Genomic DNA, 25917 nt, shown 5'->3' on the forward strand with positions numbered 1-25917 from the left:
TTTTTTATTTTTGACGAGTGATGCTTATTCTACTGTCTGACCATTGAGCAGGCGGGCTGCATTTTCAGCAGTCATCGGCTGGCCGAACAGGAAACTCTGAACATATTCACAGCCCATTTCGCGCAATTGCATTGCGTCCTGTTCGCTTTCAACACCTTCTGCAACAACCTTGAGTTCCAGATCCTGTGCCATGCGAATGATGGAGCGCAGCAGCGTCGCTTTCTGCGGCTTGTCACCTTTGACGAATGAGCGATCGATCTTGATCATATCAATCGGGAAGCGTGTCAGATAGGCCAGCGATGAATAGCCGGTGCCGAAATCATCCAGTGACAGGCCGACACCCATGGATTTCAGCTCGTTCAGCATATGCGCTGACTGTTCCGGATTTTCCATCAGCACGGATTCTGTCAGTTCCAGTTTGAGTGTGCCTTTGGTCACATGCGTACGGGACAGGATCGCACGGACATCGCTCAGCAAATCCTGACGGATCAGCTGGGTGCTGGACAGATTGACGGAGACAAACAGGTTCGGACGCGACAGGTTTTCCTGCCAGTTGAACAGGTCATTAGCTGATTGCTGCATGGCGAACAGACCAAGCGGCACGATCAGACCGGAATTTTCTGCAATCGGAATAAATTCAGATGGCGAGATCGGACCACGGCGCGGATGTTCCCAGCGCATCAGGGCTTCAAATCCTGCAATGGTGCCGTCCTGCAAATTCACAATCGGCTGATAGGCAATCGTGATTTCCTTACGTTCAATGGCGCGGCGCAGATCGGATTCCAGCTGCAGCTTGTCGCTGCCGATAGCGCGGAAGGATGGGCGGAATGGCTCAATACGGTCGCCGCCAAAACGCTTGGCCTGATACATGGCCAGTTCCGCATCTTTGATCATATCTTCCGCATTGGCAGCATTGGCTGTCCATGTCAGAAGACCAACGGAAGCGGTCAGCACAATCTCACGCTTGGCATAGGAAATCGGCGCGCGGATGGCCTGACGCAGCGCTTCCGCAAAGGCCGCAACCTTTGCCGGATCAGATTCAGACGCGAGGATCAGGCCGAACTGGTCGGATGACAGTCTTGAAAGCGTATCCTGCGGCTTCATCAGACGAAACAGGCGGCGCGAGATCGTCAGCAGGATTGTATCACCGGCTGACATGCCGAGGCTGTCATTGACCTGCTTGAACCGGTCAATATCAATGACGAAAACAGTCGGTTTGAGCCTGCTCTCATTATAGGACATGCTCATGACATTGGCGAGGCGGTCGAGGAACAGCTCACGGTTCGGCAGACCGGTAAGATTGTCATGCACGGCATCATGCAGCAGGCGTTCTTCGGCCTTTTTCTGCTCGGTCACATTATGCAGGGTGCCGACGCAGCGCACAATTTCACCATCCGAGCCGATAACCGGACGCGCGCGCAGATGATACCAGTGATAGTGACCGTCATTGGCACGCAGGCGGAAAGTCTGATGAATACGACCGCGACGGTTTTCCAGAATTGCATCCAGCGTGGTGCGGAAACGGTCGCGGTCATCACCATGCATCACCGGCAGCCAGTTGCGCACAGGGCCGAGAAGACTGGCCGCAGCCGTGCCGAGATAGGTGGAAATATCAGGCGTTGTCACCACGCGGTCGCGCGGCACATCCCAGTCCCAGACAATATCGCCGGAACCGATAACTGCCAGCGCCTGCCGTTCCATATCGGAGAACAGGCCGACACGCAGCACGCCGCCCGCAAAAGCATGTTGCATCACAGTGAAACCGATCAGCAATACGATCAGCACAAGACCACCACCAAGTGCGGGTTGCACGATATCATTGTCCAGACGGCCGGAAACGGCCAGCCATGCACCGGTCATCCATATGGCAATCAGCAGCCATGTGGGGATCAGCATAATCGCGCGATCATAGCTGCGCAAAGCCAGAATGCCGATAATGACGATGCCGCAGATAACAGTCAGCGCAAAAGAGATACGGGCAATACCGGCAGCAATCGGCGGATCAAAAATCGCCACGCCGCTCAGCATCATCAGGCCGAGAACCCATGCCACAGCGCCATAGGAAAAATGGTCGTGCCAGCGGTTGAGATTGAGATAGGTGAACAGGAAAATCAGGAAACTGGCAGCCAGTGCCACTTCCGTGCCCGCCCGCCACATCTGCTCATTGCCGGGGGTGATAGCGATCAGCTTGTTCCAGAAGCCGAAATCCACACAGATATAGGCCAGAACCGCCCATGCCAGTGCCGCAGCAGCAGGGAACAGCGATGTTCCGCGCACAACAAAAAGAATGGTCAGAAACAGCGCCAGCAGGCCGGAAATACCGAGCAGAATACCGCGATAGAGCGTGTAGGAGTTGATTGTGTCTTTATAGGCATCCGGCTCCCACAGATAAAGCTGCGGCAGGTTAGGGGAAGCCATCTCCGCAACCAGTGTAATCACCGAACCCGGATTGATGGTAATCAGAAACACATCCGCATCAGGGCTGACCTGACGGTCAAGGGCAAAACCCTCACTCGGTGTGATGGAGGAAATGCGCTGCGAACCCAGATCCGGCCAGACAAAACCTGATTTCACAAGGCGGTAATGCGGGGCAACAATCAGACGGTCAATCTGCTCATCAGTCGGATTGGCAATAGCAAAAGCTGCCCAGTTGCCGCTGGAGCGTTTGTCCTTGTCGGCCTGCACTTCAATGCGGCGCACAATGCCGTCGGCACCGGGAGCCGTGGATACCTGCACAGTATCACCCTGATTATGCATGATTTGCACAGCGCGGGTAAGGTCGAGAGCTGTATCTTCTTTGGAAATTTTGATCGGCTCAACTGCGGATGCAGGAACCGTGATCTGCAATAATGCTGCGATAAAGGCAAACACACAGAAAAACGTTTTCAATCGGTTCTGAAAGTTTTCTGTCACTATCTTTACCTTTTTGTCTTGGTATCAGGTGCTTTGCGCTTAACGGTCAGACGGCTGTTGTTTTAACAGAAAGACCTCTGCGTTGCTCTTCTCCCTCAATCAGGCTGTAGAGCAGATGATCCTGCCACATGCCGTTAATCTTGAGATAGGAGCGCAATGTGCCTTCCAGTAAAAATCCGGCTTTTTCAAGAAGCCTGACCGAACGCAGATTAGACGGAATACAGGCAGCTTCAAGTCTGTGCAACCGCAGTTCACTGAATGCGAAGGGGATAACCAGTTTCAAAGCGTCGAACATATAGCCTTGGCCTGCATGAGGTGCGCCGCACCAGTATCCGATCTGTCCGGATTGGGCGACACCGCGCCGGATATTACCGAGGGTGATTCCCCCCAGTAAAACATTGTCGGACCTGCGGAATAAAAACAGTGACCATGCATTTCCGCTGCGTGCCTCTTCGCTGTAATGGCGCAGCCGCAGCCGGAAACTCGATTTTTCCAACTCGTCATCCCGCCATACCGGCTCCCATGGGGTCAGAAAAGCACGGCTTTTTTCGCGCAGATTTGCCCATTGGCGGTAATCAGACCATTGCGGCTCACGTAAAAACAGACGCTCCCCCTTCAGATACACAGATGGTGTTTTGCTGAAGGGAAAGCTGATCATGATACCCTGCCTGTCTGGAGAGCCACAGATAGATTTAGAGCGATTGCATTCAGATTGGACCATAACGCCCGCTCTAAATTCTTTGTTTGGTCGCATTATCACGACGTCAGGTGACATCACCAGACTGTGAAATGCTTTAGACTGCCAGTGCCGGACGCTTATTCGCTGCGAAACCGCGCAATGTGCCATGAATATCGTCATAGCCCATCATCTGGCTGACAGGGCCGACGGCGGCAATGGTCGGTTTGCTGTCGAGGAACATGCGACCGGAAAGATCTGTCAGACGTTCCGGCGTAATCAGGCTCAGACGTTCCAGCAGTTCTTCATTCGGTACCGGACGACCATAGAGCAGCATCTGGCGGGCAATCTGACCGGCACGGCTTGCGGCACTTTCCTGCGACATCAGCAGACCGGCGCGATATTGCGCACGGGCACGGTCAACTTCCTGAATATTGATATTACTCGATGCTTCATAAAGCTCGTTGAGAACAACCGGCACCAGTTCCTCAAGGTTTTCACGTCCGGTTGCCGCATGAATGCCGAACAGACCGGTATCGGAAAAGCCCCAATGGAAGGCATAGACAGAATAGCACAGGCCGCGCTTTTCACGCACCTGCTGGAACAGGCGGGAGGACATGCCGCCGCCGAGAACAGTTGCCAGAAGCTGTGAGGCATAGAAATCGCGTACATGGTAAGCGCGGCCTTCAAAGCCGATCAGCACCTGAGCATCCATCAGGTCACGTTCTTCGCGGTAGTCACCGCCGACATAGGACGCTTTCACCGGCGCTGCAGCCTGTGTCGTTGCACGGAAACCGCCGAGACGGCTTTCCACTTCCCGCACAAACGAGGCATGGTCAACAGCACCGGCAGCGACAACAACCATACGGTCGGCGCTATATTGTTCATTGATATAATTACGCAGATCACCCGGTGTGAAGGACTGCACCGTTTCCGGTGTACCGAGAATGGAGCGTCCGATCTGCTGGTTCAGATAGGATGTTTCAGAAAACCGATCGAAAACAATGTCATCGGGCGTATCATAGGCCGCGCCGATTTCCTGCATGATGACGTTTTTCTCGCGTTCCAGCTCATCTTCATCGAATTTTGAGCTGGTGAGAATGTCGGCCAGAATATCAATCGCCAGCGGCAGGTCATTGCGCAGCACACGGGCATAATAAGAGGTGGTCTCAACGCTGGTTGCGGCATTGATCTCACCGCCGACATTTTCAATATCGGCTGCAATCTGCCATGCGCTACGGTTTTCTGTGCCTTTGAAGGCCATATGCTCGAGAAAATGCGCAATGCCGTGGCGGTTATGCGCTTCATTGCGGGAGCCTGCCTTGACCCAGATACCCAATGCCACGCTTTCAATCAGCGGCATGGTTTCGGTGGCAATTGTCAGTCCGTTGGACAGAACGCTAACTTCTACACCCATTCTAGGCATACTCCCCTGAGTATTTTAACCGTCAGCTTCTTTGAGTCTGACGGGCATGGCAATGCGACAAAGAAAGAACGTGACCGTTCCGGAAGAGCTCGTCTGCCCCTGTTGTTTTATCAGGTGACATATAGGGGCAGAGCGAAATCTATGCAAATTTGCTGCTATAATACAACATATGGCTGCAGCAGAACTGTGATTATTTTGCTGCACGCGAGTGGCTGCGGATATGATCTTCCACCACTTTCAGGTCATTTTGAAGACGCGTAAAATGTTCTTTACGCTCCATCAGATCGCTGAGCCATGCAGGCAGAGCCGGAGAAACACCGCAGGCATCTTTCACAGCATCCGGGAATTTGGCCGGATGGGCGGTTGCCAGCACCACCATCGGCGAGGCTGTATCTGCGTGTTCACGAGCAACTTTAACGCCGATAGCCGAATGCGGGTCAAGCAGATAGCTGTCCTGTTTCAGCACGGAGTCAATGGTTGCAGCGGTTTCTGCAACGGTTGAACGACCGGCAGCAAATTGCTCACGGATGGTTTTGAGCGGGGCATCGGCAATGGTGAATTCACCGGACTGGCCGAGACTGCGCATCAGGCCGCGAATAGCTGCTGCATCACGATCATAGGATTCAAACAGCAGACGCTCGAAATTCGAGGAAATCTGGATATCCATGGACGGAGAAGAGGTCTGTTCCACGCCGCGCATTGCATAGGAGCCGGTGGCAACAGTGCGTGACAGAATATCATTGTCATTGGTGGCAATGATCAGACGGTCAATCGGCAGTCCCATTTTTTTGGCGACAAAGCCCGCAAAAATATCGCCGAAATTGCCGGTCGGTACAGTGAAGGACACTTTGCGATCCGGTGCGCCGAGGCTGATAGCCGATGTGAAATAATAGACGATCTGCGGCATGATACGTGCCCAGTTGATCGAATTCACACCGGAGAGCGAAAGCGTGTCACGGAAGTTCAGATCATTGAACATGCCTTTGACGAGGTTCTGACAGTCGTCAAAATTACCGTCGATCGACAGAGCATGAACATTGCTGGCTGCAGATGAGGTCATCTGGCGCTGCTGTACCGGAGACACACGGCCATGCGGGAACAGGATGAAAATATCGGTATTGTCGCGACCGGCAAAAGCTTCAATCGCCGCGCCGCCGGTATCGCCGGAAGTTGCGCCGACAATGGTTGCGCGCTGTCCGCGCTGTGCCAGCGTATAATCCATCATGCGTGACAGCAGCTGCATTGCCACATCTTTAAAGGCGAGAGTCGGGCCGTGGAAAAGCTCCAGCACAAATTCATTCGCACCAGTTTGCACCAGCGGGCAGACGGCATCATGGCGGAATGAGCCATAAGATTCGCGCACCATTTTTTCAAATTCGGCGTCCGGAATCTCACCATTCACAAAAGGAGTGAGGACTGCGAGGGCGATTTCCACATAGGATTTGCCGCGCAGCTTGCGGATGTCATCTGAGGAAAATTGCGGATAGGTTTCCGGCAGATAGAGACCGCCGTCCCGCGCCAAACCCGCCAAAAGTGCATCAGAAAAGCCCAAAACCGGCGCTTCGCCACGGGTGCTGATATATTTCATAAGATTTCAGGCCTCATTCAGTCAATGCAATTCTGTGCCGGTTTTGAGCCGGTTTCGGTCAAGTTTGCGGTGTTTTCCTGTCATATCTCTTGTGGCTGACGCAAGCATCGGTGGATAGAGCTTGCCCTGTTCACAAAAAACGTGAAAATATTATCTCATAATGCATGTTAAGCGCCTTGCGTCCATATGGATCTGTCAAAGACGCAGCAGGATTTGGGTATAAAGCGCATTCCAAAAAGTGTGAAACGGTTTTTGGATAAAATGCGCGATAGACAAAGATGGCGCATTCCAAAAAGTGTGAAACGGTTTTTGGGTAAAATGCGCGATGGTGAAGAATTTACGCATCAGACGAAGAGTGGAGCTTTTCGTGAGATGCGGGAAACAAGACAACAGAACAGTTACGGCGCCTTGCCGGAGCGGTTCGCAAACAGGTTCAATATTCAGGAAGACCGGTTTATGCAGAAATCTACTTTCGGACGTTTAAATCCTCTTTCATTGCGGTTTACCCGTTTGGGTGGAGCTGCATTGCTTGGTTTGTTGGTTGCCGGTTGCTCAACCAGCGGCAGCCAGCAGGGCGCTGTTTCCACAACCGGTGAGCAGCGTGTGACACAGGCGGATTTGCAGGCTTATTGCCCGCGCATCAGCCTGCGTGAGGGAACGTCATTCTTCAGCACCTATGAAAAGGGCGGAAACGGTGACAGCAGCCGTGTGGTTTATCAGGCTTCGATCAGCGATGTGACCCGCGATTGCCGTCGGGATAATGGTACGCTGACAATTACTGTTGCAGCCGCAGGCCGCGTTGTACCTGGGCCGAAATTCCGCAACGGCACAATCAATATGCCGATCCGCGTTGTGGTGATGGAAGGCGATAAAGTGATCTCCACAAAACTGCATAAACAGGCAGTTGCGATGAATAATTCCCAGTCGGCAACACAGTTCCTGTTTGCGGGAACGCCGGTGAGCGTGCCTGAAGCATCGTCACGTCAGGTGCAGATCTTTATTGGTTTTGATGAAGGCCCGAACAAGGGTTAATCTGAAGTCACGACAGTTAAAAATGCCGCATTCCCGATACGGAATGCGGCATTTTTTGTTGCACCGCAGCACAATGCAGGACGGTAATATCGTTAAAACCAGCAAGCAGATGCTGTATTCTGTCTGGTATTTGCCAAGTGTCTAAAATTAGTGCATAAATTATTTACTATAGGTTCATATTGCCGTGGGTTTTGCAGGTCGGAAAATCTGAAAGCTTCTTACGGTAAATAAAACTTTTATCTGAAAAATATTATTTAATATCAATTATTTGCGAATTTTTTGTCAGTGATTTGTCCGGTTTTCGGATGTGCTTACGGGAAAATACCGCCTGTTCATCGTTAAAGCGATGAAAGAATGAAACTATTTGTAATCTCTAACGTTTAGACTGCTGGCATGATGACAGTATATGAACTCATTCAGGAACCAACCGATACCTGGGCCATTTTTGAAATGGATTCCGGTGAACCGGTTATGATTGAAGGCCGTCCGATGATTGGTCTCAGCGAGACAGAAGCACAGCAGATTTATGCTGCACTGACTGCTCCCGTGAAAGACGCGAAGAAATCAGCGGCCTGATCATCACGATATAAAAAAGGGCGTGCTTGCGGCACGCCCTTTTTATTACATTTCTCAGGGAGGCTATCAGAAGCCTTCATCCCATTCTGCCATGGCTTCAATCACGGCAGGCAGATCGCGGTGACGGTTGATAACTGTTTCCGCACCGGCTTCAGTCAGCTTGTCTGCATGACCCGGATAGGTGTGAGCACCGCCGGTAAAGCCGATGACCCGCATGCCCGCAGCGCGTGCCGCATGGATGCCATGGCTTGAATCTTCAATGACAAAACACTGTTTCGGATCAGCATTAAACTGCTGTGCCGCGTAGGTATAAACATTCGGCGCAGGCTTCGGCTCTTTATTGCCAACCTCACGCGACGCATAAATATGCGGGGCAAATGCATCATACAGCGTTGAACGCTTGAGCATCAGTTCCAGAGAGTCCGAATTGGAGTTGGAGCAGATAGCTTTCGGATATTGAAGCTGGCTGACCACATCCTCAATACCGTCTACAGTGAGCAGTTCCTTGGTAATCCGCTCTTTCATGATTTTGCGTGATTTTTCAATCAGCGAGGCGGAGATCGGAATGGAAGATTCCCGTTCAATTTCCATCAGAATGCTTGGCCATGTCAGACCGGCAAAACGCTCGGCAATTTCTTCCGGTGAAATCGGATATCCGGCATCGGTGAGAAGCTCGGATTCGACCTGTGCGGCAATATACTCGGAATCGACCAGAACACCGTCACAGTCGAAGAGGATCAGCTGGGGTTTTGACATGAAAAATCCGTAAATGTTCAGAAGCTGCAAAAGCCGGAACAGGGTTCTGCAACAAAGGGGAGGGAGGACGAGCACTGTTTATACTAAAAGCATTTCCAGCAAAAGTGGGAACCGGTTTTGCGTAGGATAATGCGTATAAGTGAAAAATTAGAGCAGTCCAACAATTCAGCCTTAACTGGGCTGCTCTAAAACGATTGAGGGTCAAAATGATAAAAGAAATTGCCGGCTCTTCTGTGTTTTATCGGCAAGGCAAATCAGCGGGCAAAATCGGGTGATTTGCGGCGTCTGATTTTAAGTTTTGGAACTGCAATTTCGCCAAATGTTAAAAATTATTAAGCATTTACAGTGGTTTGTGAGCGCTATTTTGTGTTGATTTTAAAGAAATTTGACGATTTTCGCACTTCATAACGGTTTTTAACAATTCGATTAACTCCATGTTTACCCTGTTCGGTAACCATAAGGACAGTAAAGCGTTCCTATGTTTAGCGAGTATCACATGTCCGTTGTTCGTCTTGTGAAAGATCTGCCAGAAGCTGCACCGCGCTCGGTCTGGCTCGATACAATTCTTAAGGGTGACTGCGTAGCTGCGCTCGATCGTTTGCCGGATCATTCGGTGGATGTGATCTTTGCTGATCCCCCTTACAATCTTCAGCTTGAAGGTGCTCTGCACCGTCCGGATCAGACCAAGGTCAATGCAGTTGATGACCATTGGGATCAGTTCGACAGTTTTCAGGCTTATGATGCCTTTACCCGTGCATGGCTGTTGGCCTGCCGCCGTGTGCTGAAGCCAAACGGCACCATCTGGGTTATCGGCTCATACCACAATATTTTCCGCGTCGGTGCATCGCTGCAGGATCTGGGCTTCTGGATGCTCAACGATATTATCTGGCGCAAAACCAATCCGATGCCGAATTTCCGCGGCCGTCGTTTCCAGAATGCGCATGAAACGCTGATCTGGGCATCCCGCGATCAGAAGAGCAAAGGCTATACGTTTAACTACGAAGCCATGAAAGCCGCCAATGATGATGTGCAAATGCGCTCTGACTGGCTGTTTCCGATTTGCACCGGCGGTGAGCGTCTGAAAGACGATAATGGCGATAAGGTTCATCCGACCCAGAAGCCGGAAGCATTGCTTGCCCGTATTCTGATGTCTTCATCGAAGCCTGGTGATGTGATCCTCGATCCGTTCTTTGGTTCCGGCACCACCGGTGCGGTTGCCAAGCGTCTCGGCCGTCATTTTGTCGGGATCGAACGTGAACAGTCTTATATCGATGCAGCAACCAAGCGTATCGAAGCTGTTGAGCCTCTGGGCAAAACCGAGCTGAAAGTCATGACCGGCAAGCGTGCTGAACCACGTGTAGCCTTTGTCAGCGTGATTGAAGCTGGTCTGCTGCGTCCGGGCACAGTTCTGTGTGATGCCAAACGTCGTCATGCAGCGATTGTTCGTGCAGACGGTACTCTGTCTGCCAACGGCGATGCCGGTTCTATTCACCGTATGGGTGCCAAGGTACAGGGCTTTGATGCCTGCAATGGCTGGACATTCTGGCATTATGAAGAAAATGGCGTGTTGAAGCCGATTGATGCGCTGCGCGCTGAGATCCGTGTGAATATGGCTCAAGCCGGTTCATAAAACGAACGGCTGAATACCAGCACTTGATACTGGTATTTTCTACAGCATTTTGCGCTGGTTTGATGTGTTAAGCACAGGCCACGCATAATTATCGGACTGACCTCCAGAGATGTCTGAGTCTTAAAGCGCCGGTGTTGAGCCGGCGCTTTTTTTGTGGACTGCTTCAGGAAGTTTTACGGCAGAGCCAGACAGTAAGATGACCGCAATGCGGGTCATTTTCCACATATTGCACAACATCAAAACCGCTCTCGGATAAAAGACTGCGGTATTCCTTCGGCGCGAGGCTGGAGTGATAAAGCGGTTGCCCTTCAAAAGTGCCCATTGCTTCGCCATTTGAAGTGCCGCTGGTAAATATCAGCACTGCATTCTCTGCAGCGAGTGTTGCAAAGCGGGGAAACATCCGGCGCTGATCATCACGCTGCAGATGAAAGAAACTGTTCCATGCGAGTATGCCGTCAAATTTCTGCGGGAGAGATAGCTCACGCATATCTGCGACCAGCCATTGCTGTTGAGGGAAACGGGTGCGGCAGATGTCTATCAGGCTGGCAGAACTGTCGATGCCGGTCAGCTGAAAGCCTGAGCGGATCAGGTGACCGGCCATAGGCTCGCCCGCTCCGCAACCAATATCCAGAACAGAGCCTTGATGGGGTAACAGACCGGTAAAGCGTGCCAGCCATTCCGCTTCCATCAGACCTTTGGCAGCATTGCTGCGCCGGATGTCATCCCATTTCTGCGCATGCGTTTCATATAGCGGAATAATGTTATCTGCGTCTTTGGACATAGCATTTTTCCGTTTGTTTATTTGAAAGTGTCAGGTAGGGCGGCGCTGATGGCTTTCTTCATCACTGTCGGCAGCGCTTCTTTTCCGAGGTTGTTCTGGGCAACCCACCAGCCATTATTGCTTGGCGGCATGGTTGAAATATCCGTTTTATAAACGCTGAGGCGCAATTCAAAATGCGTAAAAATATGAGTGATGGTGCCGCTAGGCTGCCAGTTTGCAGCAATTGGTGCCGGATCAGCACTGGTCAATTGTGCAATATGCTCAGGAGAGGTGGCTTCATCTGCCGCGATCCATTCGCTGTTCGGTACTTCACTCATACCGGCAAGCAGACCCTTGTCAGGGCGCTTTCGCAGGTAGACATCGCCTTGCGGTGAGAGAATGATAAAAGCCGCACCATAGCGGACAGGGCGTGCCTTTTTCGGTGCTTTGACAGGATAAAGCTCCGGCTCACCTTCCAATAAGGCTGTACAATTATCATTGAGCGGGCAGAGAATACAGGCCGGTTTCTTAGGCGTGCAGATTGTAGCGCCGAGATCCATCATCGCCTGCGCAAAATCACCGGGGCGGGTTTGCGGAGTGAGTTGCTCTGTAAATTTGCGAATTTCAGTCTTGGCTTGAGGCAACATGGTTTTGATCGCAAACAGGCGGCTCACTACGCGCTCGACATTACCATCTACAACCGCAGCCGGAATATTGAAGGCAATGGCAGCAATGGCGGCCGATGTGTAGTCGCCGATACCCGGCAATTGTTTGAGACCTTCCACACTCGCCGGAAACTGCCCTTTATGCTGAGAGGCTACCATATCAGCGCATTTTTTTAAGTTACGGGCGCGGGAATAATAACCAAGTCCCGCCCAGCCACGCAGCACATCATCTTCGGTGGCATCGGCAAGTGCCTGCACATCCGGCCACAGACTGGTAAATTTGAGGAAATAAGCTTTTACCGCTTCAACCGTCGTTTGTTGCAGCATGACTTCCGACAACCAGATGCGGTAAGGATCTGGACGCACACCTTGTTTGTGCTCAACGGGCGTTACGCGCCATGGCAAAATACGGTGATGACGATCATACCATGCCAGCAGCTTTTGCGCAGGAGCATCATCTCCCGACACGGCAGGAAACATCGTCGGACTGTTGTCGGCGGAGACTTGGAGGCGCTTTTTCGTCATATTTTGTCAATAAATGATCTGCTTTCGGAATGCACCGGAAATTATTTTTAGCTTGTGCTTACAATGTGAAATCGTTTTCATTATGCAGCGGATAGTTTGACTGTCGTCATATTGCTGAGTACCACAATTTTATAAACCTCATTTTGTTGATGGAATAATATCCGAAAGGCTTGATATTGCAGAACAAACAAAGCTTTCCGGTCTATGTTCTTAATCTTGACCGCTCAAAAGACCGTTGGGATTCGCTGCTTGCACATGCGCAGGAAACCGGCATTGCGCTTCAGCGCGTGCCGGCAATTGACGGTAAATTGCTCGCAGAAACGGATAAACGCCATTTTGATGATGCGGCTTTCCGACGCGATCACGGGAAGATTGCCTCCTCTGCGGAAATCGGCTGCTATTTCAGTCACATGAAGGCTCTGGAAATGATTGCGGCAGGCGATGCGCCAGCCGGTGTGATTATTGAAGATGATATCCGGTTTTCTGAAGAATTTGTTCCGGTTGTTGAAGCTGCAGCAGATTTGCAGGGCTGGGATGTCATCAAGCTGATCCATAACCGTCTTGTAGGGTTTCGTCCGGTAGAAAACCTTACAGAAGATGTGGCGATCGGTCGTGTTACCCACGGACCGCTTGGTAATGCCGGAGCCTATATTGTTTCAAAAGAGGGGGCGGTGAAAGTGCTTAAGGCACTGCAAGTGATGCATCTTCCTTATGATGTGGCACTGGAGCGCGGCTGGGCGGGGTCGTATAATTTCTTCACCGCCAGCAGGGCTGTGGTGAGCAATGCCAATGAAAGCGCTTCAACAATATCCGAGGATATCAAAACCTATTCGCGGGCAAAATTACCGACCCATAAACGGATCGGTACATTATTCTTTCGTATGAAAGACTATTTGCAAAGACTGTTTTACAGTTTCCAAAAAACAAATATCCGGCAACGGTGATATGCGAATTCTGCAAAAAAACTTTCTGATACGTCGTCGTATTGATCTCTGGATTTTATGTCTGGCAGCAATGGCTATGCCGGTCCGCTATGCTTTCGGGCCGATAGTTTTGTTTGCGTATAGTTGTATCGGCTTTTATCTGGCGCTGTACAAACACCGCTGGCACCGGATGTATGGTGCGTATTTTTATGTCTTAATATCCGCCTATATGATCTGGAGCCTCGGCCTGATGGCATGGCGCGGTGAACTCAGTATTGCAAACCGTCAGGTGGGGTATGTGCTGCTGTTATGGATCTATTCTTTTGCCGGATTGGGGATGGTTCTCATTCGTGACCCGCTAAGAATCCTCGCATTCGGCTCCCGCATCGGCATCATTTTTTGTGCCGTAGTGGTTGCAGGAGAGGCATTATTATGGGGTGGCCGCATCGGTGTTGGCGGTAATCCTGCAGTATTTGCCTATGCGGCAGCAATTGCAGCGGTTGCAGCAACATTGCCGATTAAAAATGCTCCGCGTCTTTTGCCGAACGGGCCGTGGTATCTGGTCATTGGTACGGGGATCGTATTCGCCTCCGAAACCCGCGCGGTTATGATCACGCTGGCTCTGCTGGCAATATTTGAAATCATTGTGCTGATCGGCCGAATTGCCAGCCATAAGGTGAAAATCGGCAGTTCACTCATTCTTGCTGCCTGTCTGACTGCTGTCTTTACCGTTGGGCCTGTTGCCGGAGTTCTGTCACAACGCTTCGCCGGTATGGTGCATTATTATGAAACCGGCGACAGCAGCCAGTGGGCGGATAAATCCTCCGCAGATACGCGTGAGCAGATGTGGCGCGGTGCAGTGAAAGTGGTTGCGGAACATCCTTTGATCGGTGTCGGCTCGGAACAAAAAATGACTGCAGTGCGGGAGGCTCTGGGCGATCAGGCAACTTTGCTCGACGGTTATATCCATGTTCATAATTCAGTGTTTGATGAGTTGCTGGTCAATGGTGCCATCGGTTTTCTGTTGCTGCTGGCAGCGGCTATATCCGGCTTCATTTTCTTCTGGCGCAATAATTCAGACTGCACGGTCCGGCGGGTGCTGATTTATTTTACAATCAGCTGGGGCAGCTATGCTATGCTGCATAATCCGCTGCTGCATGAGACCAGTATTGCTGTGACAATGTTCTTTTTCAGTGTGGTTTATGCAGGAACAAGCCGTAATATATTGCGGCGTAACAGTGAAGCCCGCAATGCTCTGGCATTTTATAACAGAGAAAAATCATCGCCCGTCGCGGCAATAAAACCGGCATAAAGGACAGAGATGAGCAGAGAGGAAAAATCGGGTTTTAAACCGCTGGCAGATACGGCCGGTAGTGTGCTCGATCCTGTCTTGCGCAAACGCGCCGGTATTAATTTGTCGCTGATACAGGCATGGGAAGATGTGGTCGGGCCGCAGATCGGTGCACAATCGCGCCCGTTGCGTATTCTCTGGCCGCGACGTGCCCATGAGGATGATCCGTTTCAGCCGGCAACGCTGATCATCGGCTGCGAAGGCATGGCGGCGATGCGTATTCAGCATTCCACGGGTGAGATCATCAACCGCGTGAATTCCTTTTTAGGTTTCGCTGCCATTGCCCGTATTCGCATTGAGCAAAAATCTGTTGCCCTTGTTGCGCAACGCAAAGTCAAACCGCTGATGCCGGTTGGCGCACCTGCCGAGAAAAAACTGGCGCAGGCAACAGTCGGTATTGAGGATGAGGCTTTACGTGCCTCACTGATGCAGCTCGGCCGTAATATTCTGGCAGAAAAAGCCAATAAAAAGCCACGCTGATCCTAGTTTCAAAGGGCATATTACAGAGAATAAACAATGCGAAAACGGCTGAAAATTGCCCGTTAAGTCTCTGGAGACACACTGTTTATTAAAAACTCTTAAGCTGCCTGACAAAATTCCGGCAATTTGCTCTAATATCCGGAAATTATAGCAACGTGAATGAACGGGTGATTCGTATGATGTCTCAACTGAACCGCAGACAGCTTCTTGGAACTGCAGCTCTTGCAACTGCGGCATTGTCCGTATCTGCCGCCGGCAGTGCTCTGGCACAAACAGATGTTCCGAAGTCTGACGGCTCTGTCGATATGAAAAAACTGCTCGAAAAAGGCTCACTTGAAGATAAAGTGCTGGGGCAGGCTGATGCACCGGTAACAATCGTTGAATATGCTTCGATGACATGTTCGCATTGTGCGACTTTTGCTGTGAATACACTTCCTGCAATTGAAGAAAAATACATCAAGACCGGCAAAGCCCGTCTGATTTTCCGCGAATTCCCGTTTGATCCGCGCGCAACTGCCGCCTTCATGCTGGCACGCTGTGCACCGGATGACCGTTATTTCCCGATGGTGGATGTGCTGTTTAAACAGCAGATGCAGTGGGCTGCGGCCGACGATGCACAGGCTGCATTGCTGCAAATCTCCAAACTGGCCGGTTTTACACAGGAGACATTCAATGCCTGCTTGACGAACCAGCAGCTTCTCGATGATGTGAATGCTGTTCGTGAACGTGGCGCTGAGTTCGGTGTGAATGCAACGCCTACATTCTTTATCAATGGTCAGAAATATTCCGGAGCTCTTTCGGTTGAACAGATGTCGGCAGTTATCGACTCTATGCTCTGAACCTGATGCATATTCATGCAGCGGGGGCTTTTTTGCGCCCGCTGCATTTTCATATTTTAAAAAAATAGTGTCTGATTTTATTCCGCTCTTCATTGATTTGTTTTTGCCGCGTCCGGTTGCACGGAGCGTTGGCTGATGCGTTTTACCAAACTGCGCCTTCTCGGATTTAAATCTTTCGTCGAGCCGATGGAATTCGTCATTGAAGGCGGGTTGACCGGTGTCGTCGGGCCGAATGGCTGTGGTAAGTCTAATCTCGTTGAAGCGCTGCGTTGGGTTATGGGGGAAAACTCCTATAAAAATATGCGCGCCTCCGGCATGGACGATGTTGTTTTCTCCGGCTCCGGCACACGTCCTGCACGCAACAGTGCTGAAGTCACCCTCTTTCTCGATAATAGCGACCGCTCTGCACCGCCTTCCTATAATGACGTGGATGAGTTGCAGGTCTCGCGCCGTATCGAGCGTGAATCCGGTTCTGTCTATCGCATCAATGGCAAGGAAGTCCGTGCCAAAGATGTGCAGCTATTGTTTGCCGATCAGTCTACCGGTGCGCGTTCACCGTCTATGGTCGGTCAGGGGCGTATCGGTGAGCTTATTCAGGCCAAACCGCAGGCACGTCGTGCATTGCTGGAAGAAGCTGCCGGTATTTCCGGTCTGCATTCCCGCCGCCATGAAGCTGAATTGCGTTTGCGTGCGGCTGAAACCAATCTTGAGCGTCTGGAAGATGTGGTTGGAGAGCTTGGCACCCAGATTGAAAGCCTGAAACGTCAGTCGCGTCAGGCTAACCGTTTCCGCGCATTGTCCGCAGATATCCGTGCGGCGGAAGCGATCCTGTTGCATTTGCGCTGGTCGCAGGCCAAGCAACATGAAGGCGAGGCGCAGAGTGCTTTGGCAACCGCTACATCGCAAGTTGGTGCTATGGCACAGGCGCAGATGATTGCTGCCAAAGAACAGGCCATTGCCGCTCAGCATTTGCCGGAACTGCGTAATCAGCAGGCATCCGCATCTGCAGCCTTACAGCGTCTGACGATTGCGGTTTCGCAACTGGATGAAGAAGCGACGCGCCTGACACAGCGCCGGTCTGAGCTGTTAAAACGTCTTGAGCAACTGAGTTCTGACATCGCCCGCGAAGAGCAGATGTTGCAGGAACATGCGGCTGTGCTTGAGCGTCTGGACGATGAAGAGCAGGATTTGCGTGAGCAGAATGAGGCTTCCGGCGATCGTGCGATTGAAGCAGAAGAACTGCTGGCCACTGCACAGGAACAACTACAGGCTCATGAGTCTGAACTAGCGCAGATCACTTCTGCAAGAGCAGAAGCAGCGGCAGAGCGCACGCAGTCTGAACGATTGGTTCGCGATATTGTCGAGCGCAGCGAGAAGCTTTCCGCGCAGTTGCGCACAGTTGAGCAGGATATTGCTGCGCTCGAAAATCAGCTGAAATTACTCGCCGGTACAGAGGAAAAAGCCGCCAGAGTAGCACTGGCTGAAGAAGCCGTGCAGGCTGCGGAAGAGCAGGCTCTGGCTTGTGAGGAACTGGTAGAGCAGGCGCGGGAAGCAGAAACCGGCCGCCGCCAGCCATTGGCGCATGCGCGTGAAGAACTGAACCGGATTGAAACCGAAGCCCGCACTCTGGCCAGTATTCTCAATAGCGGTCAATCCTCTACCTATATCGCTGTTGTTGAGCAGATGCAGGTGAAAAAGGGGTATGAAACCGCGCTTGGTGCAGCTTTGGGGGATGATCTCGAAGCGCCGGTTAATCCGCAGGCGCCGGTTTTCTGGACAGATATTGATAGTCAGAAGGCACATGATTTTGGCTCCCTGCCGCAGGGTGCAGTACCGCTAAGCACGGTGGTAGATGCGCCTGCGGCATTGCAGGCACGTCTGTCCCAGATTGGTCTGGTGGATGACAGTGAAGGTGCAAGCCTGCAAGCACAGCTGCAGAGCGGTCAGCGGCTGGTGAGCCGCGAGGGCAGCCTCTGGCGCTGGGATGGTTTTACAGCACGTTCCGATGCACCGACTGCCGCCGCGCAACGGCTGGCACAGAAGAACCGTTTGGCTGAGCTTGAAGCTTCGGCTGTTACTGCGCGCAATCGCGTGGCACAGGCTGAAACGGCCTTACGTCAGGCCGAAACGGCTTTGCGCGAGGCGGTTGAGCGTGAGCGCAGCCTGCGCGATCATTGGCGCTCTGCGCAGCGTGAACTGGCGCAGGCACGCGATGCATTGGCGGAGGCCGAGCGTGCCGCCGGACAATTATCCAGCAAACGTGCGGCACTGGATGAGGCGAAAACCCGTCTCAGCGACAGTCTGGAAGAAAACACCATTCAGCTGGAAGAAGCACAGATCAGGCTTGATGATCTGCCGGATCTGGCCGCATTGAATTTACAGCTTACAACTCTGACAACACAGGTCATGGCTGACCGTGCCGCTATGACAGAAGCCCGCGCCGCGCATGATAATCTGCGCCGTGATGCGGAAAACCGTCTGCGCCGTTTGGAAATGATCGGGCATGAGCGCAAAAGCTGGCAATCGCGGGCGGAAAATGCCCGCCGACAAATTGCTGCGCTGACTGAACGCAAAGCGGAAACCAGTGATGAAGCGGAAGATCTGGCGGAAGCGCCGGCGGATATTGAAGAGCGCCGCCGCGAGCTGCAAAGCGCTGTGACGGATGCCGATGCGCAGCGCAAAGAAACCTCTGACCGCCTGAGCATTGCCGAAACCGAGCAGGCCAAACTGGATAAGCGCGCAACGCTGGCTATTCAGGAACTGGCTTCCTCGCGGGAAGTGCGTGCCCGTGCCGAAGAGCGTCTGGCAGCAGCAGAAGATCGCCGCAAAGATACAGAAGCGCGTATCGCTGAGGTGCTGAATTGTGCGCCGCATGAAGCATTCCGCCATACAGGTCTCAATGCCGGTGATCCGCTGCCGGATATGGATCATACAGACCGTCAGCTGGACCGGTTGAAGATTGAGCGCGAACGTCTCGGTGCAGTGAATTTGCGTGCCGAAGAAGAACAGCGCGAATTGTCCGAACGACAGGACGCGATCATCAATGAGCGTGAAGACGTTATCGAGGCGATCAAGAAACTGCGTCAGGCGATTCAAAGCCTGAACAAAGAAGGCCGTGAGCGCCTTCTGGCGGCATTTGATGTGGTCAATGAGCAGTTCCAGCGTCTGTTCACGCACCTGTTTGGCGGCGGTACGGCGGAGCTGCAACTGATTGAATCGGAAGACCCGCTGGATGCCGGTCTGGAAATTCTCGCCCGTCCTCCGGGTAAGAAGCCGCAGACCATGACATTGCTTTCCGGCGGTGAGCAGGCGCTGACGGCAATGGCGCTGATCTTTGCAGTGTTTCTCACCAATCCGGCACCGATCTGCGTGCTGGACGAGGTGGATGCCCCGCTCGACGACCACAATGTGGAGCGCTATTGCAATCTGATGGATGAGATGGCCGCGTCCACAAAGACGCGTTTTGTTATCATTACCCATAATCCGATTACCATGGCACGCATGGATCGTCTGTTTGGTGTAACCATGGCCGAGCAGGGTGTGAGCCAGCTGGTTTCTGTTGATCTGCAAACCGCTGCTGCCATGCGTGAAGCAGTGTAAAATTATAGTCTTGCTGAGCCTGTTAAATCACTCCGTATTCTTTTGTCCGATGCAAAGTTAAGAATGATTTTCAGGTGTGTTTTATCTGAGTTGCAGACTGACATGCAAAGCTGAAAGGCAGACGATGAGCGGCGATCACAATCATGCGGATGTAAGCACAACACCGGTTTCGAGGCTTTGGCTGGCTTTAGGGCTGACAGGCAGTTTCATGATTGCCGAAATCATCGGCAGTTATGTTACCGGCAGTCTGGCGCTGCTGTCTGATGCCATGCATATGGCGACGGATACTTTCGCTCTGGCACTTGCTCTGATTGCCATTTATCTGGGGCGCCGTGCAGCGGATATTTTCCGCACCTATGGTTATTCCCGCTTTGAAATTCTGGCGGCAGCAATCAATGCCGTTCTGTTGCTGCTCGTCGCATTTTATATTCTCTATGAAGCCTATGAGCGTCTGTTCCAGCCTGCAGAAGTGCAGTCTGTTGGCATGATGATTGTCGCCGTTCTAGGTCTGATCGTGAACTTCATTTCCATGCAGCTTTTAAGCGGCAAAAAAGACGAAAGCCTGAATGTTAAAGGCGCTTATCTTGAAGTCTGGGCGGATATGCTCGGCTCCGTCGGTGTCATTGTCGGCGCGGTGATTATCTATCTGACAGGCTGGCAGTGGGTGGACTCGGTTATTGCCGTGGGTATCGGCTTTATGGTTTTTCCGCGCACATGGGTGCTGCTCAAGGAATGTATCAATATTCTGCTGGAAGGCGTGCCGGTCGGGCTGGATTTGCGCAAGCTGGAACAGTCTGTGCTGGATGTATCCGGTGTTGATGAAATCCATGATCTGCATGTCTGGTCGCTGACCAAAAGCCAGCATTCCCTGACGGCGCATATCGTACTGAAACCTGAGGCAAGTGGTGAAGTCGTGCGCCGTGCAGTCGAGCAGGTGTTGCAGCAGCAATATGATCTGCATCATACAACTTTGCAGATGGAAGCGGAAAACTGCGCCCGTGAGGAAGATATTCACTAATCCGCTACGGCGCTCATTTAAGCGCCGCAGCTGTTATTCATATCTATGAATGCCGGTTTAATTCTCGCTCCACACGGCCAGTTCATTACCGGACGGATCGGTGAAATGGAAGCGGCGGCCGCCGGGGAAACTGAAAACCGGTTTGACGATTTTGCCGCCTGCTTTTTCAACATCAATCAGGGTCTGTTCCAGATTTTCGGAATAGAGCACCGGCAGCGGCTTGGCGTTTTTCGCCTCATCGCCCTGATAAAAGCCGCCGTCCAATCCTTCAGAATGGGCAGCATAATCGGGGCCGTAATCGGTGAAGCTCCAGCCGAAGGCATCGGCGTAAAAGGCTTTGACATCCTTCAGACCGCTCTGGCCGGCAGGCATTTCGATATAGTCGAGTTTTCCGGTTTTACGCATGATGATCCCCGAAACAAGGTTGAGAATGACGTTTTTTAATAGCAGATTCCGCGTTGTTTTGATGTTTCGGAATCAAACTCTCAGCTGATTCCGTTAAGTTGCAGAAATGCAGATGAAAACACTTTTCGTGCTGCCGCAAATTATTCATCTGTTCAGACAATAAACCGGAAACGAATTCCGCAAAATCGATTTAAACAAATATACAGGCGCTGCGTTGCGCTTTGTTACCGTTTTTCTGTATTTTTCAGTAGCCCGCAGCAGTGCTATCGCTTAAGCAGGAAGCGTGTATCCGGTATCGGTTATCATGACTTACATTCAGCCTGAGCCGGACATAACAGGAGGACGGGAATGGTTAAGTGGGTATATCACTTCGGTGACGGCAAAGCCGATGGTGCTGCAAGTGATCGTAATCTTCTGGGCGGTAAAGGTGCAAACCTTGCTGAAATGAGCAGCCTCGGACTGCCGGTGCCTCCGGGCTTTACCATTACCACCGATGTCTGCACCTATTATTACGACCATGACCGGACTTATCCTGAAATCCTGAAAGATCAGGTCAAAGCTGCGCTGGAGAATATTGCTGCGCTGACTGGCCGCCGTCTGGGCGATGTAACCCGCCCGCTGCTGGTTTCCGTGCGCTCCGGTTCCCGTGCATCCATGCCGGGCATGATGGATACGGTGCTCAATCTCGGCCTCAATGATGATACGGTTGCAGCAATCGCAGCCGAGGCCAATGATGAGCGCTTTGCCTATGACAGCTACCGCCGTTTCATCCAGATGTATTCGGATGTGGTGCTGGGCGTTGACCATTCTTTCTTTGAAGAAATTCTCGACGATGCCAAAGCCAATCTTGATCTGGATGTTGATACCGATCTGACTGCAGACGACTGGCGCGGTGTGATTGACCAGTACAAAGCCAAGGTTGAGGAAGAGCTTGGTGAGCCTTTCCCGCAAGACCCTGAAGCGCAGCTTTGGGGTGCTATTTCCGCTGTGTTCTCCTCATGGATGAATGCCCGCGCGATCACCTATCGCCGTCTGCATAATATTCCGGAAAACTGGGGTACTGCCGTTAATGTGCAGGCCATGGTGTTCGGCAATATGGGCGACACATCGGCAACCGGCGTTGCCTTTACCCGTAACCCTTCCACCGGCGAGCGCAAGCTTTATGGCGAATTCCTCGTCAATGCGCAGGGCGAAGATGTGGTGGCCGGTATCCGCACCCCGCAGAATATTACCGAGGAAGCCCGCATTGAAGCCGGTTCCGAGCGTCCGTCGCTTGAGAAAATCATGCCGGAAGCTTTTGCTGAATTCCTGAAAATTGCTGATCGTCTGGAACAGCATTACCGCGATATGCAGGATCTGGAATTCACCATTGAACGCGGCAAGCTCTGGATGCTGCAGACCCGTTCGGGTAAGCGCACGGCTAAAGCCGCGCTGAAAATGGCCGTGGAAATGGTTGAAGAAGGGCTGATCGGTAAAGAAGAAGCCGTCAACCGTATCGATCCGGCATCGCTGGATCAGTTGCTGCATCCGACCATTGATCCGAGAGCCGAACGCCATGTCATCGGTATCGGCCTGCCAGCCTCTCCGGGCGCGGCAACCGGTGAGATCGTGTTCTCTTCGGAAGATGCGGAGCAACTGAAAGCGGAAGGTCGCAAAGCCATTCTGGTGCGTATTGAAACCAGCCCTGAAGATATTCACGGTATGCATGCAGCGGAAGGTATTCTGACATCGCGCGGCGGCATGACCAGCCATGCGGCCGTGGTTGCGCGTGGTATGGGCAAGCCTTGCGTTTCCGGTGCAGGCACATTGCGCATTGATTACCGCAACGGCACCATGCTGACAGCCGGCGGCACCTTCAAAAAAGGCGATATCATCACCATTGACGGCGGCAGCGGACAGGTGCTGAAAGGCACTGTGGCAATGCAACAGCCGGAACTCTCCGGCGATTTCGGCAAGCTGATGGTTTGGGCAGATGAAGCCCGCCGCATGAAAGTGCGCACCAATGCGGAAACACCGGCGGATGCCCGTGCAGCGCGATCCTTCGGTGCGGAAGGGATCGGCTTGTGCCGTACCGAGCATATGTTCTTCGAGGGCCCGCGTATTCTCGCTATGCGTGAGATGATTTTGGCATCGGACGAAAAAGGCCGTCGTGTTGCGCTGGATAAACTCCTGCCGATGCAGCGTGATGATTTCACCGAGCTGTTTGAAATCATGCAGGGGCTGCCGGTCACCATCCGTCTGCTCGATCCGCCATTGCATGAATTCCTGCCAAAGACGGCTGAAGAAATCGCCGAAGTCGCCAATGTTATGGGCGTGGATGTCGACAAGCTGACCGAGCGTGCGGAAAGTCTGCACGAGTTTAACCCGATGCTTGGCCATCGTGGTTGCCGCCTTGCGATCTCCTATCCGGAAATTGCTGAAATGCAGACCCGTGCGATTATTGAAGCGGCGATTGCTGCTGCTAAAGATACCGGCGAAGCGGTTATTCCGGAGATTATGGTGCCGCTGGTCGGGATCAAAGCTGAACTGGATTTTGTGAAAGCGCGCATTGATAAAGTCGCTGCGCAGATCATTGCTGAGAGCGGCGTGCAGGTTGATTACATGGTTGGCACCATGATCGAACTGCCGCGTGCTGCCTTGCGTGCAGGGGAGCTGGCTGAGACAGCTGAATTCTTCTCCTTCGGTACCAATGACCTGACACAGACCACTTTTGGCGTATCGCGTGATGATGCTTCATCCTTCCTCACGCAATATCAGGCGCTGGGCATTATCGAACAGGATCCGTTTGTGACCGTTGATTTCGATGGCGTTGGCGAGCTGGTGCAGATTGCATCGGAACGTGGCCGTAAACAGCGCAGCAATATCAAGCTTGGCGTTTGCGGTGAACATGGCGGTGATCCGGCCTCAATCGGTTTTTATGAAAAGACCGGTTTGGATTATGTGTCCTGTTCGCCGTTCCGTGTACCGATTGCCCGTCTGGCAGCAGCACAAGCAGCAATTGCAGCAGCGAAGTAATTTTGTAAATAATCAAGACGATGCGCCGGATGCTTCATCCGGCGCATTTGTAGTTTATGGTGCTATAAGTTCATCACTGAATCATGAGCCGGTGCGAGATGTCTGTCATTAAATCCTTATTGCTAAGCTTGAGCCTGAGCATTGGTGCAACTGCTGCGTTTGCAGCGGATGAAGCCTTACTCTCGTCCAAAATTTCGCAGCGTCATTTGATTATCGAGCCGCAGCTAAATCTTGCCGGAAAATCAAATCCGATACAGGTCGCACTCACGCTGGATGCATGCTCAGGTGACATCGACCATCGTATTCTCGACGTTCTGGTGCGGGAGAAAATTCCGGCGACCTTGTTTGTGACTGCGCGCTGGCTGCGCCGTAATCAGGCGGCAATTGAAGTTCTGAAAGCGCATCCGGATTTGTTCGCGATTGAAAATCACGGGGCAGAGCATGTGCCTGCAATCACCGTGCTGAAAACCATGTATGGTATTCCGACAGCCGGTACACCTGCTGCAATTGAAGCAGAGGTCAAAGGCGGTGCGGATAAGATTACGGAAATCTTCGGCAAGCAGCCGCAATGGTACCGTGATGCGACAGCGCGTTATTCAACGGATGCCGTGCGCCAGATCGAGGGGATGGGTTATAAGGTTGCCGGTTACTCGCTCAATGGTGATCGCGGCGCATCCCTGCCTGCGGCAACGGTTGCCAAACGTATATCCTATGCCAAAGACGGCGATGTGATTATTTCACATATCAATCAGCCGAAGCGTGTCTCCGGTGCCGGTGTGGCTGAGGGTATTCTGGCGCTGAAGAAGAAAGGCGTGCAGTTTAGACTGCTGAGGGATATGCCTGCACGCGCAGCGCCGAATGTGGTGAGTGAAACTGCGCCGCCGAATGAATCTGTTTCGCAGAAAGAGAATAAAACCCATTCTAAAATAAAGACAAAACCGGCATCGGCAGAGCCTGTTCCGGTCTCCTCGCAATGACATATCAAGTCTTTGAATGATTTCAGAGGTTGTTCTTTAGCTTGCCCATAACGGCAGCGTAATTGCGTCCGAGGCTTTCAAACAGCACATTATTGCCTGAGAGCGGTGCGTGGGACAGAGTAATCCCGTCATTCAGCAAAGTGACGAAAACCACCTGATCCTGCACGGCGGACGGCACAAGAATGGCGCCGATACGTTGTGCATTGGTAGTGTCCAGCGCAGGCATATTAAACAGGACTTCACCGCCGACAATTTCAGCAGCTTTAGCCAAGGACAGATCAAAGCCATCGGTCAGAACATCCTGAGCACCGAGGGCAAATTCAACTTCAACTGCTTCTAAAGACGCGTTCTCCTCAGACGCGGCTATCAGGTTTTCGTTGGTGGAGGAGGGCGTTTGCCTCATAGGGGGAGCGTCTCCGGCTGTATAATTCTTCTTATCCGCAAACTGATTGTGGCAGTTTGTGAATTTGATGCAATCTCATTTTAGTGATTTGTTATAATATCATGATAAATAAAAATATTTCTCTTTTATCTATCGTTAATCACAGATCTTTACCTCTTTTGCTATCTGACGAAATGAACAGTTCTTGCGGGCAGCGATGCGGATCGCGTATTGTTTATGCTCGGCAGAGCCTGAATATTGTGCGAAGCACCTTCGCGGGACTGATTTCTTTACCCGCCTCGATGCGTAAAACAAAGAGACAGAGTGGTTTTACAATTCCGTGTTTACCGGAACCGCTCTCTAACCGGCAGTGCGGCAAG

At 52.1% G+C, this 25917-nt stretch carries 20 protein-coding genes; 11 read left to right on the forward strand and 9 right to left on the reverse strand.

The features are described 5' to 3' along the window. Positions 1–24 precede the first annotated feature (24 nt). The 4 genes from KHQ09_RS05920 to thrC form a co-directional block, all read right to left on the reverse strand. On the reverse strand, positions 25–2889 hold the full coding sequence (locus KHQ09_RS05920) for an EAL domain-containing protein (RefSeq protein WP_170265213.1): 2865 nt from the start codon (positions 2887–2889) through the stop codon (positions 25–27). A gap of 70 nt (positions 2890–2959) precedes the next feature. Beyond that, positions 2960–3571, reverse strand: a complete 612-nt coding sequence (locus KHQ09_RS05925; RefSeq protein WP_213596992.1) for a GNAT family N-acetyltransferase — start codon at positions 3569–3571, stop codon at positions 2960–2962. A 136-nt stretch (positions 3572–3707) separates the two neighbouring features. Next, complete coding sequence (locus KHQ09_RS05930; protein WP_022711667.1) at positions 3708–5006, reverse strand: M16 family metallopeptidase; 1299 nt, start codon at positions 5004–5006, stop codon at positions 3708–3710. Between the two features lie 199 nt (positions 5007–5205). Further along, positions 5206–6603 (reverse strand): threonine synthase, encoded by a 1398-nt coding sequence (thrC, locus tag KHQ09_RS05935; protein ID WP_213596994.1) that lies wholly within the window; start codon positions 6601–6603, stop codon positions 5206–5208. Between the two features lie 456 nt (positions 6604–7059). Here thrC and KHQ09_RS05940 point away from each other — a divergent pair, with 456 nt between their 5' ends. Continuing rightward, positions 7060–7635: a hypothetical protein gene (locus KHQ09_RS05940; protein WP_075654801.1), complete on the forward strand. Its 576-nt coding sequence runs from the start codon at positions 7060–7062 to the stop codon at positions 7633–7635. 393 nt (positions 7636–8028) lie between these two features. After that, the gene (locus KHQ09_RS05945; RefSeq protein WP_075654492.1) at positions 8029–8211 is read left to right on the forward strand and encodes a hypothetical protein; all 183 of its coding nucleotides are present in this window, start codon (positions 8029–8031) and stop codon (positions 8209–8211) included. 66 nt (positions 8212–8277) lie between these two features. Here KHQ09_RS05945 and KHQ09_RS05950 read toward each other — a convergent pair whose 3' ends face one another. After that, positions 8278–8967, reverse strand: coding sequence for an HAD family hydrolase (locus KHQ09_RS05950; RefSeq protein ID WP_075654493.1), 690 nt, complete (start codon positions 8965–8967; stop codon positions 8278–8280). Positions 8968–9463: 496 nt separating this feature from the next. Here KHQ09_RS05950 and KHQ09_RS05955 point away from each other — a divergent pair, with 496 nt between their 5' ends. Further along, on the forward strand, positions 9464–10597 hold the full coding sequence (locus KHQ09_RS05955; protein WP_022711662.1) for a site-specific DNA-methyltransferase: 1134 nt from the start codon (positions 9464–9466) through the stop codon (positions 10595–10597). 163 nt (positions 10598–10760) lie between these two features. Here the strand turns inward: KHQ09_RS05955 and KHQ09_RS05960 are convergent, their stop codons facing one another. Both KHQ09_RS05960 and mutY read right to left on the reverse strand, forming a co-directional pair. Further along, the gene (locus tag KHQ09_RS05960; RefSeq protein ID WP_213596996.1) at positions 10761–11378 is read right to left on the reverse strand and encodes a class I SAM-dependent DNA methyltransferase; all 618 of its coding nucleotides are present in this window, start codon (positions 11376–11378) and stop codon (positions 10761–10763) included. Between the two features lie 17 nt (positions 11379–11395). Further along, a complete protein-coding gene (gene mutY / locus KHQ09_RS05965) occupies positions 11396–12502 on the reverse strand; it encodes an A/G-specific adenine glycosylase (protein WP_213599836.1) in 1107 nt (368 codons plus the stop codon). A 221-nt stretch (positions 12503–12723) separates the two neighbouring features. Here mutY and KHQ09_RS05970 point away from each other — a divergent pair, with 221 nt between their 5' ends. From KHQ09_RS05970 to KHQ09_RS05995, 6 genes are all read left to right on the forward strand, one after another. Continuing rightward, positions 12724–13491, forward strand: coding sequence for a glycosyltransferase family 25 protein (locus tag KHQ09_RS05970; protein WP_213596998.1), 768 nt, complete (start codon positions 12724–12726; stop codon positions 13489–13491). 1 nt (position 13492) lies between these two features. Next, on the forward strand, positions 13493–14782 hold the full coding sequence (locus tag KHQ09_RS05975; RefSeq protein ID WP_238481571.1) for an O-antigen ligase family protein: 1290 nt from the start codon (positions 13493–13495) through the stop codon (positions 14780–14782). A gap of 9 nt (positions 14783–14791) precedes the next feature. Continuing rightward, complete coding sequence (locus tag KHQ09_RS05980) at positions 14792–15301, forward strand: DUF721 domain-containing protein (protein ID WP_213597000.1); 510 nt, start codon at positions 14792–14794, stop codon at positions 15299–15301. 176 nt (positions 15302–15477) lie between these two features. After that, positions 15478–16140: a DsbA family protein gene (locus KHQ09_RS05985; RefSeq protein WP_116087107.1), complete on the forward strand. Its 663-nt coding sequence runs from the start codon at positions 15478–15480 to the stop codon at positions 16138–16140. 135 nt (positions 16141–16275) lie between these two features. After that, the gene (smc, locus tag KHQ09_RS05990) at positions 16276–19740 is read left to right on the forward strand and encodes a chromosome segregation protein SMC (protein ID WP_213597002.1); all 3465 of its coding nucleotides are present in this window, start codon (positions 16276–16278) and stop codon (positions 19738–19740) included. Between the two features lie 124 nt (positions 19741–19864). After that, positions 19865–20758, forward strand: a complete 894-nt coding sequence (locus tag KHQ09_RS05995; RefSeq protein WP_213597004.1) for a cation diffusion facilitator family transporter — start codon at positions 19865–19867, stop codon at positions 20756–20758. Positions 20759–20815: 57 nt separating this feature from the next. Here KHQ09_RS05995 and KHQ09_RS06000 read toward each other — a convergent pair whose 3' ends face one another. Further along, the gene (locus KHQ09_RS06000; protein WP_213597006.1) at positions 20816–21163 is read right to left on the reverse strand and encodes a VOC family protein; all 348 of its coding nucleotides are present in this window, start codon (positions 21161–21163) and stop codon (positions 20816–20818) included. Between the two features lie 348 nt (positions 21164–21511). Between KHQ09_RS06000 and ppdK the strand changes: the two genes are divergently transcribed. Together ppdK and KHQ09_RS06010 are read left to right on the forward strand one after the other, a co-directional pair. Continuing rightward, entirely contained in the window at positions 21512–24178 is a 2667-nt protein-coding gene (gene ppdK / locus KHQ09_RS06005; protein WP_213597008.1) for a pyruvate, phosphate dikinase, read from the forward strand. A 98-nt stretch (positions 24179–24276) separates the two neighbouring features. After that, entirely contained in the window at positions 24277–25155 is an 879-nt protein-coding gene (locus KHQ09_RS06010) for a polysaccharide deacetylase family protein (protein ID WP_338019230.1), read from the forward strand. Positions 25156–25177: 22 nt separating this feature from the next. On the opposite strand, the gene KHQ09_RS06015 is transcribed toward KHQ09_RS06010, so the two are convergent. Beyond that, positions 25178–25558: a hypothetical protein gene (locus KHQ09_RS06015; RefSeq protein ID WP_213597012.1), complete on the reverse strand. Its 381-nt coding sequence runs from the start codon at positions 25556–25558 to the stop codon at positions 25178–25180. Positions 25559–25917: the final 359 nt, after the last annotated feature.

Source organism: Pseudochrobactrum algeriensis (genome assembly GCF_018436245.1).
Lineage (GTDB): Bacteria > Pseudomonadota > Alphaproteobacteria > Rhizobiales > Rhizobiaceae > Pseudochrobactrum > Pseudochrobactrum saccharolyticum.

What these genes read in the sequence shown, in the direction of transcription:
- KHQ09_RS05950 (WP_075654493.1), bottom strand. Translation starts at nt 8,967, where the DNA reads ATGTCAAAACCCCAGCTGATCCTCTTCGACTGTGACGGTGTTCTGGTC.
- KHQ09_RS05980 (WP_213597000.1), top strand. Translation starts at nt 14,792, where the DNA reads ATGAGCAGAGAGGAAAAATCGGGTTTTAAACCGCTGGCAGATACGGCC.
- KHQ09_RS05925 (WP_213596992.1), bottom strand. Translation starts at nt 3,571, where the DNA reads ATGATCAGCTTTCCCTTCAGCAAAACACCATCTGTGTATCTGAAGGGG.
- KHQ09_RS06000 (WP_213597006.1), bottom strand. Translation starts at nt 21,163, where the DNA reads ATGCGTAAAACCGGAAAACTCGACTATATCGAAATGCCTGCCGGCCAG.
- KHQ09_RS06015 (WP_213597012.1), bottom strand. Translation starts at nt 25,558, where the DNA reads ATGAGGCAAACGCCCTCCTCCACCAACGAAAACCTGATAGCCGCGTCT.
- KHQ09_RS05955 (WP_022711662.1), top strand. Translation starts at nt 9,464, where the DNA reads ATGTCCGTTGTTCGTCTTGTGAAAGATCTGCCAGAAGCTGCACCGCGC.
- KHQ09_RS05945 (WP_075654492.1), top strand. Translation starts at nt 8,029, where the DNA reads ATGATGACAGTATATGAACTCATTCAGGAACCAACCGATACCTGGGCC.
- KHQ09_RS05995 (WP_213597004.1), top strand. Translation starts at nt 19,865, where the DNA reads ATGAGCGGCGATCACAATCATGCGGATGTAAGCACAACACCGGTTTCG.
- KHQ09_RS05930 (WP_022711667.1), bottom strand. Translation starts at nt 5,006, where the DNA reads ATGGGTGTAGAAGTTAGCGTTCTGTCCAACGGACTGACAATTGCCACC.
- KHQ09_RS05975 (WP_238481571.1), top strand. Translation starts at nt 13,493, where the DNA reads ATGCGAATTCTGCAAAAAAACTTTCTGATACGTCGTCGTATTGATCTC.
- mutY (WP_213599836.1), bottom strand. Translation starts at nt 12,502, where the DNA reads ATGTTTCCTGCCGTGTCGGGAGATGATGCTCCTGCGCAAAAGCTGCTG.
- thrC (WP_213596994.1), bottom strand. Translation starts at nt 6,603, where the DNA reads ATGAAATATATCAGCACCCGTGGCGAAGCGCCGGTTTTGGGCTTTTCT.
- smc (WP_213597002.1), top strand. Translation starts at nt 16,276, where the DNA reads ATGCGTTTTACCAAACTGCGCCTTCTCGGATTTAAATCTTTCGTCGAG.
- KHQ09_RS05985 (WP_116087107.1), top strand. Translation starts at nt 15,478, where the DNA reads ATGATGTCTCAACTGAACCGCAGACAGCTTCTTGGAACTGCAGCTCTT.
- ppdK (WP_213597008.1), top strand. Translation starts at nt 21,512, where the DNA reads ATGGTTAAGTGGGTATATCACTTCGGTGACGGCAAAGCCGATGGTGCT.
- KHQ09_RS06010 (WP_338019230.1), top strand. Translation starts at nt 24,277, where the DNA reads ATGTCTGTCATTAAATCCTTATTGCTAAGCTTGAGCCTGAGCATTGGT.
- KHQ09_RS05940 (WP_075654801.1), top strand. Translation starts at nt 7,060, where the DNA reads ATGCAGAAATCTACTTTCGGACGTTTAAATCCTCTTTCATTGCGGTTT.
- KHQ09_RS05960 (WP_213596996.1), bottom strand. Translation starts at nt 11,378, where the DNA reads ATGTCCAAAGACGCAGATAACATTATTCCGCTATATGAAACGCATGCG.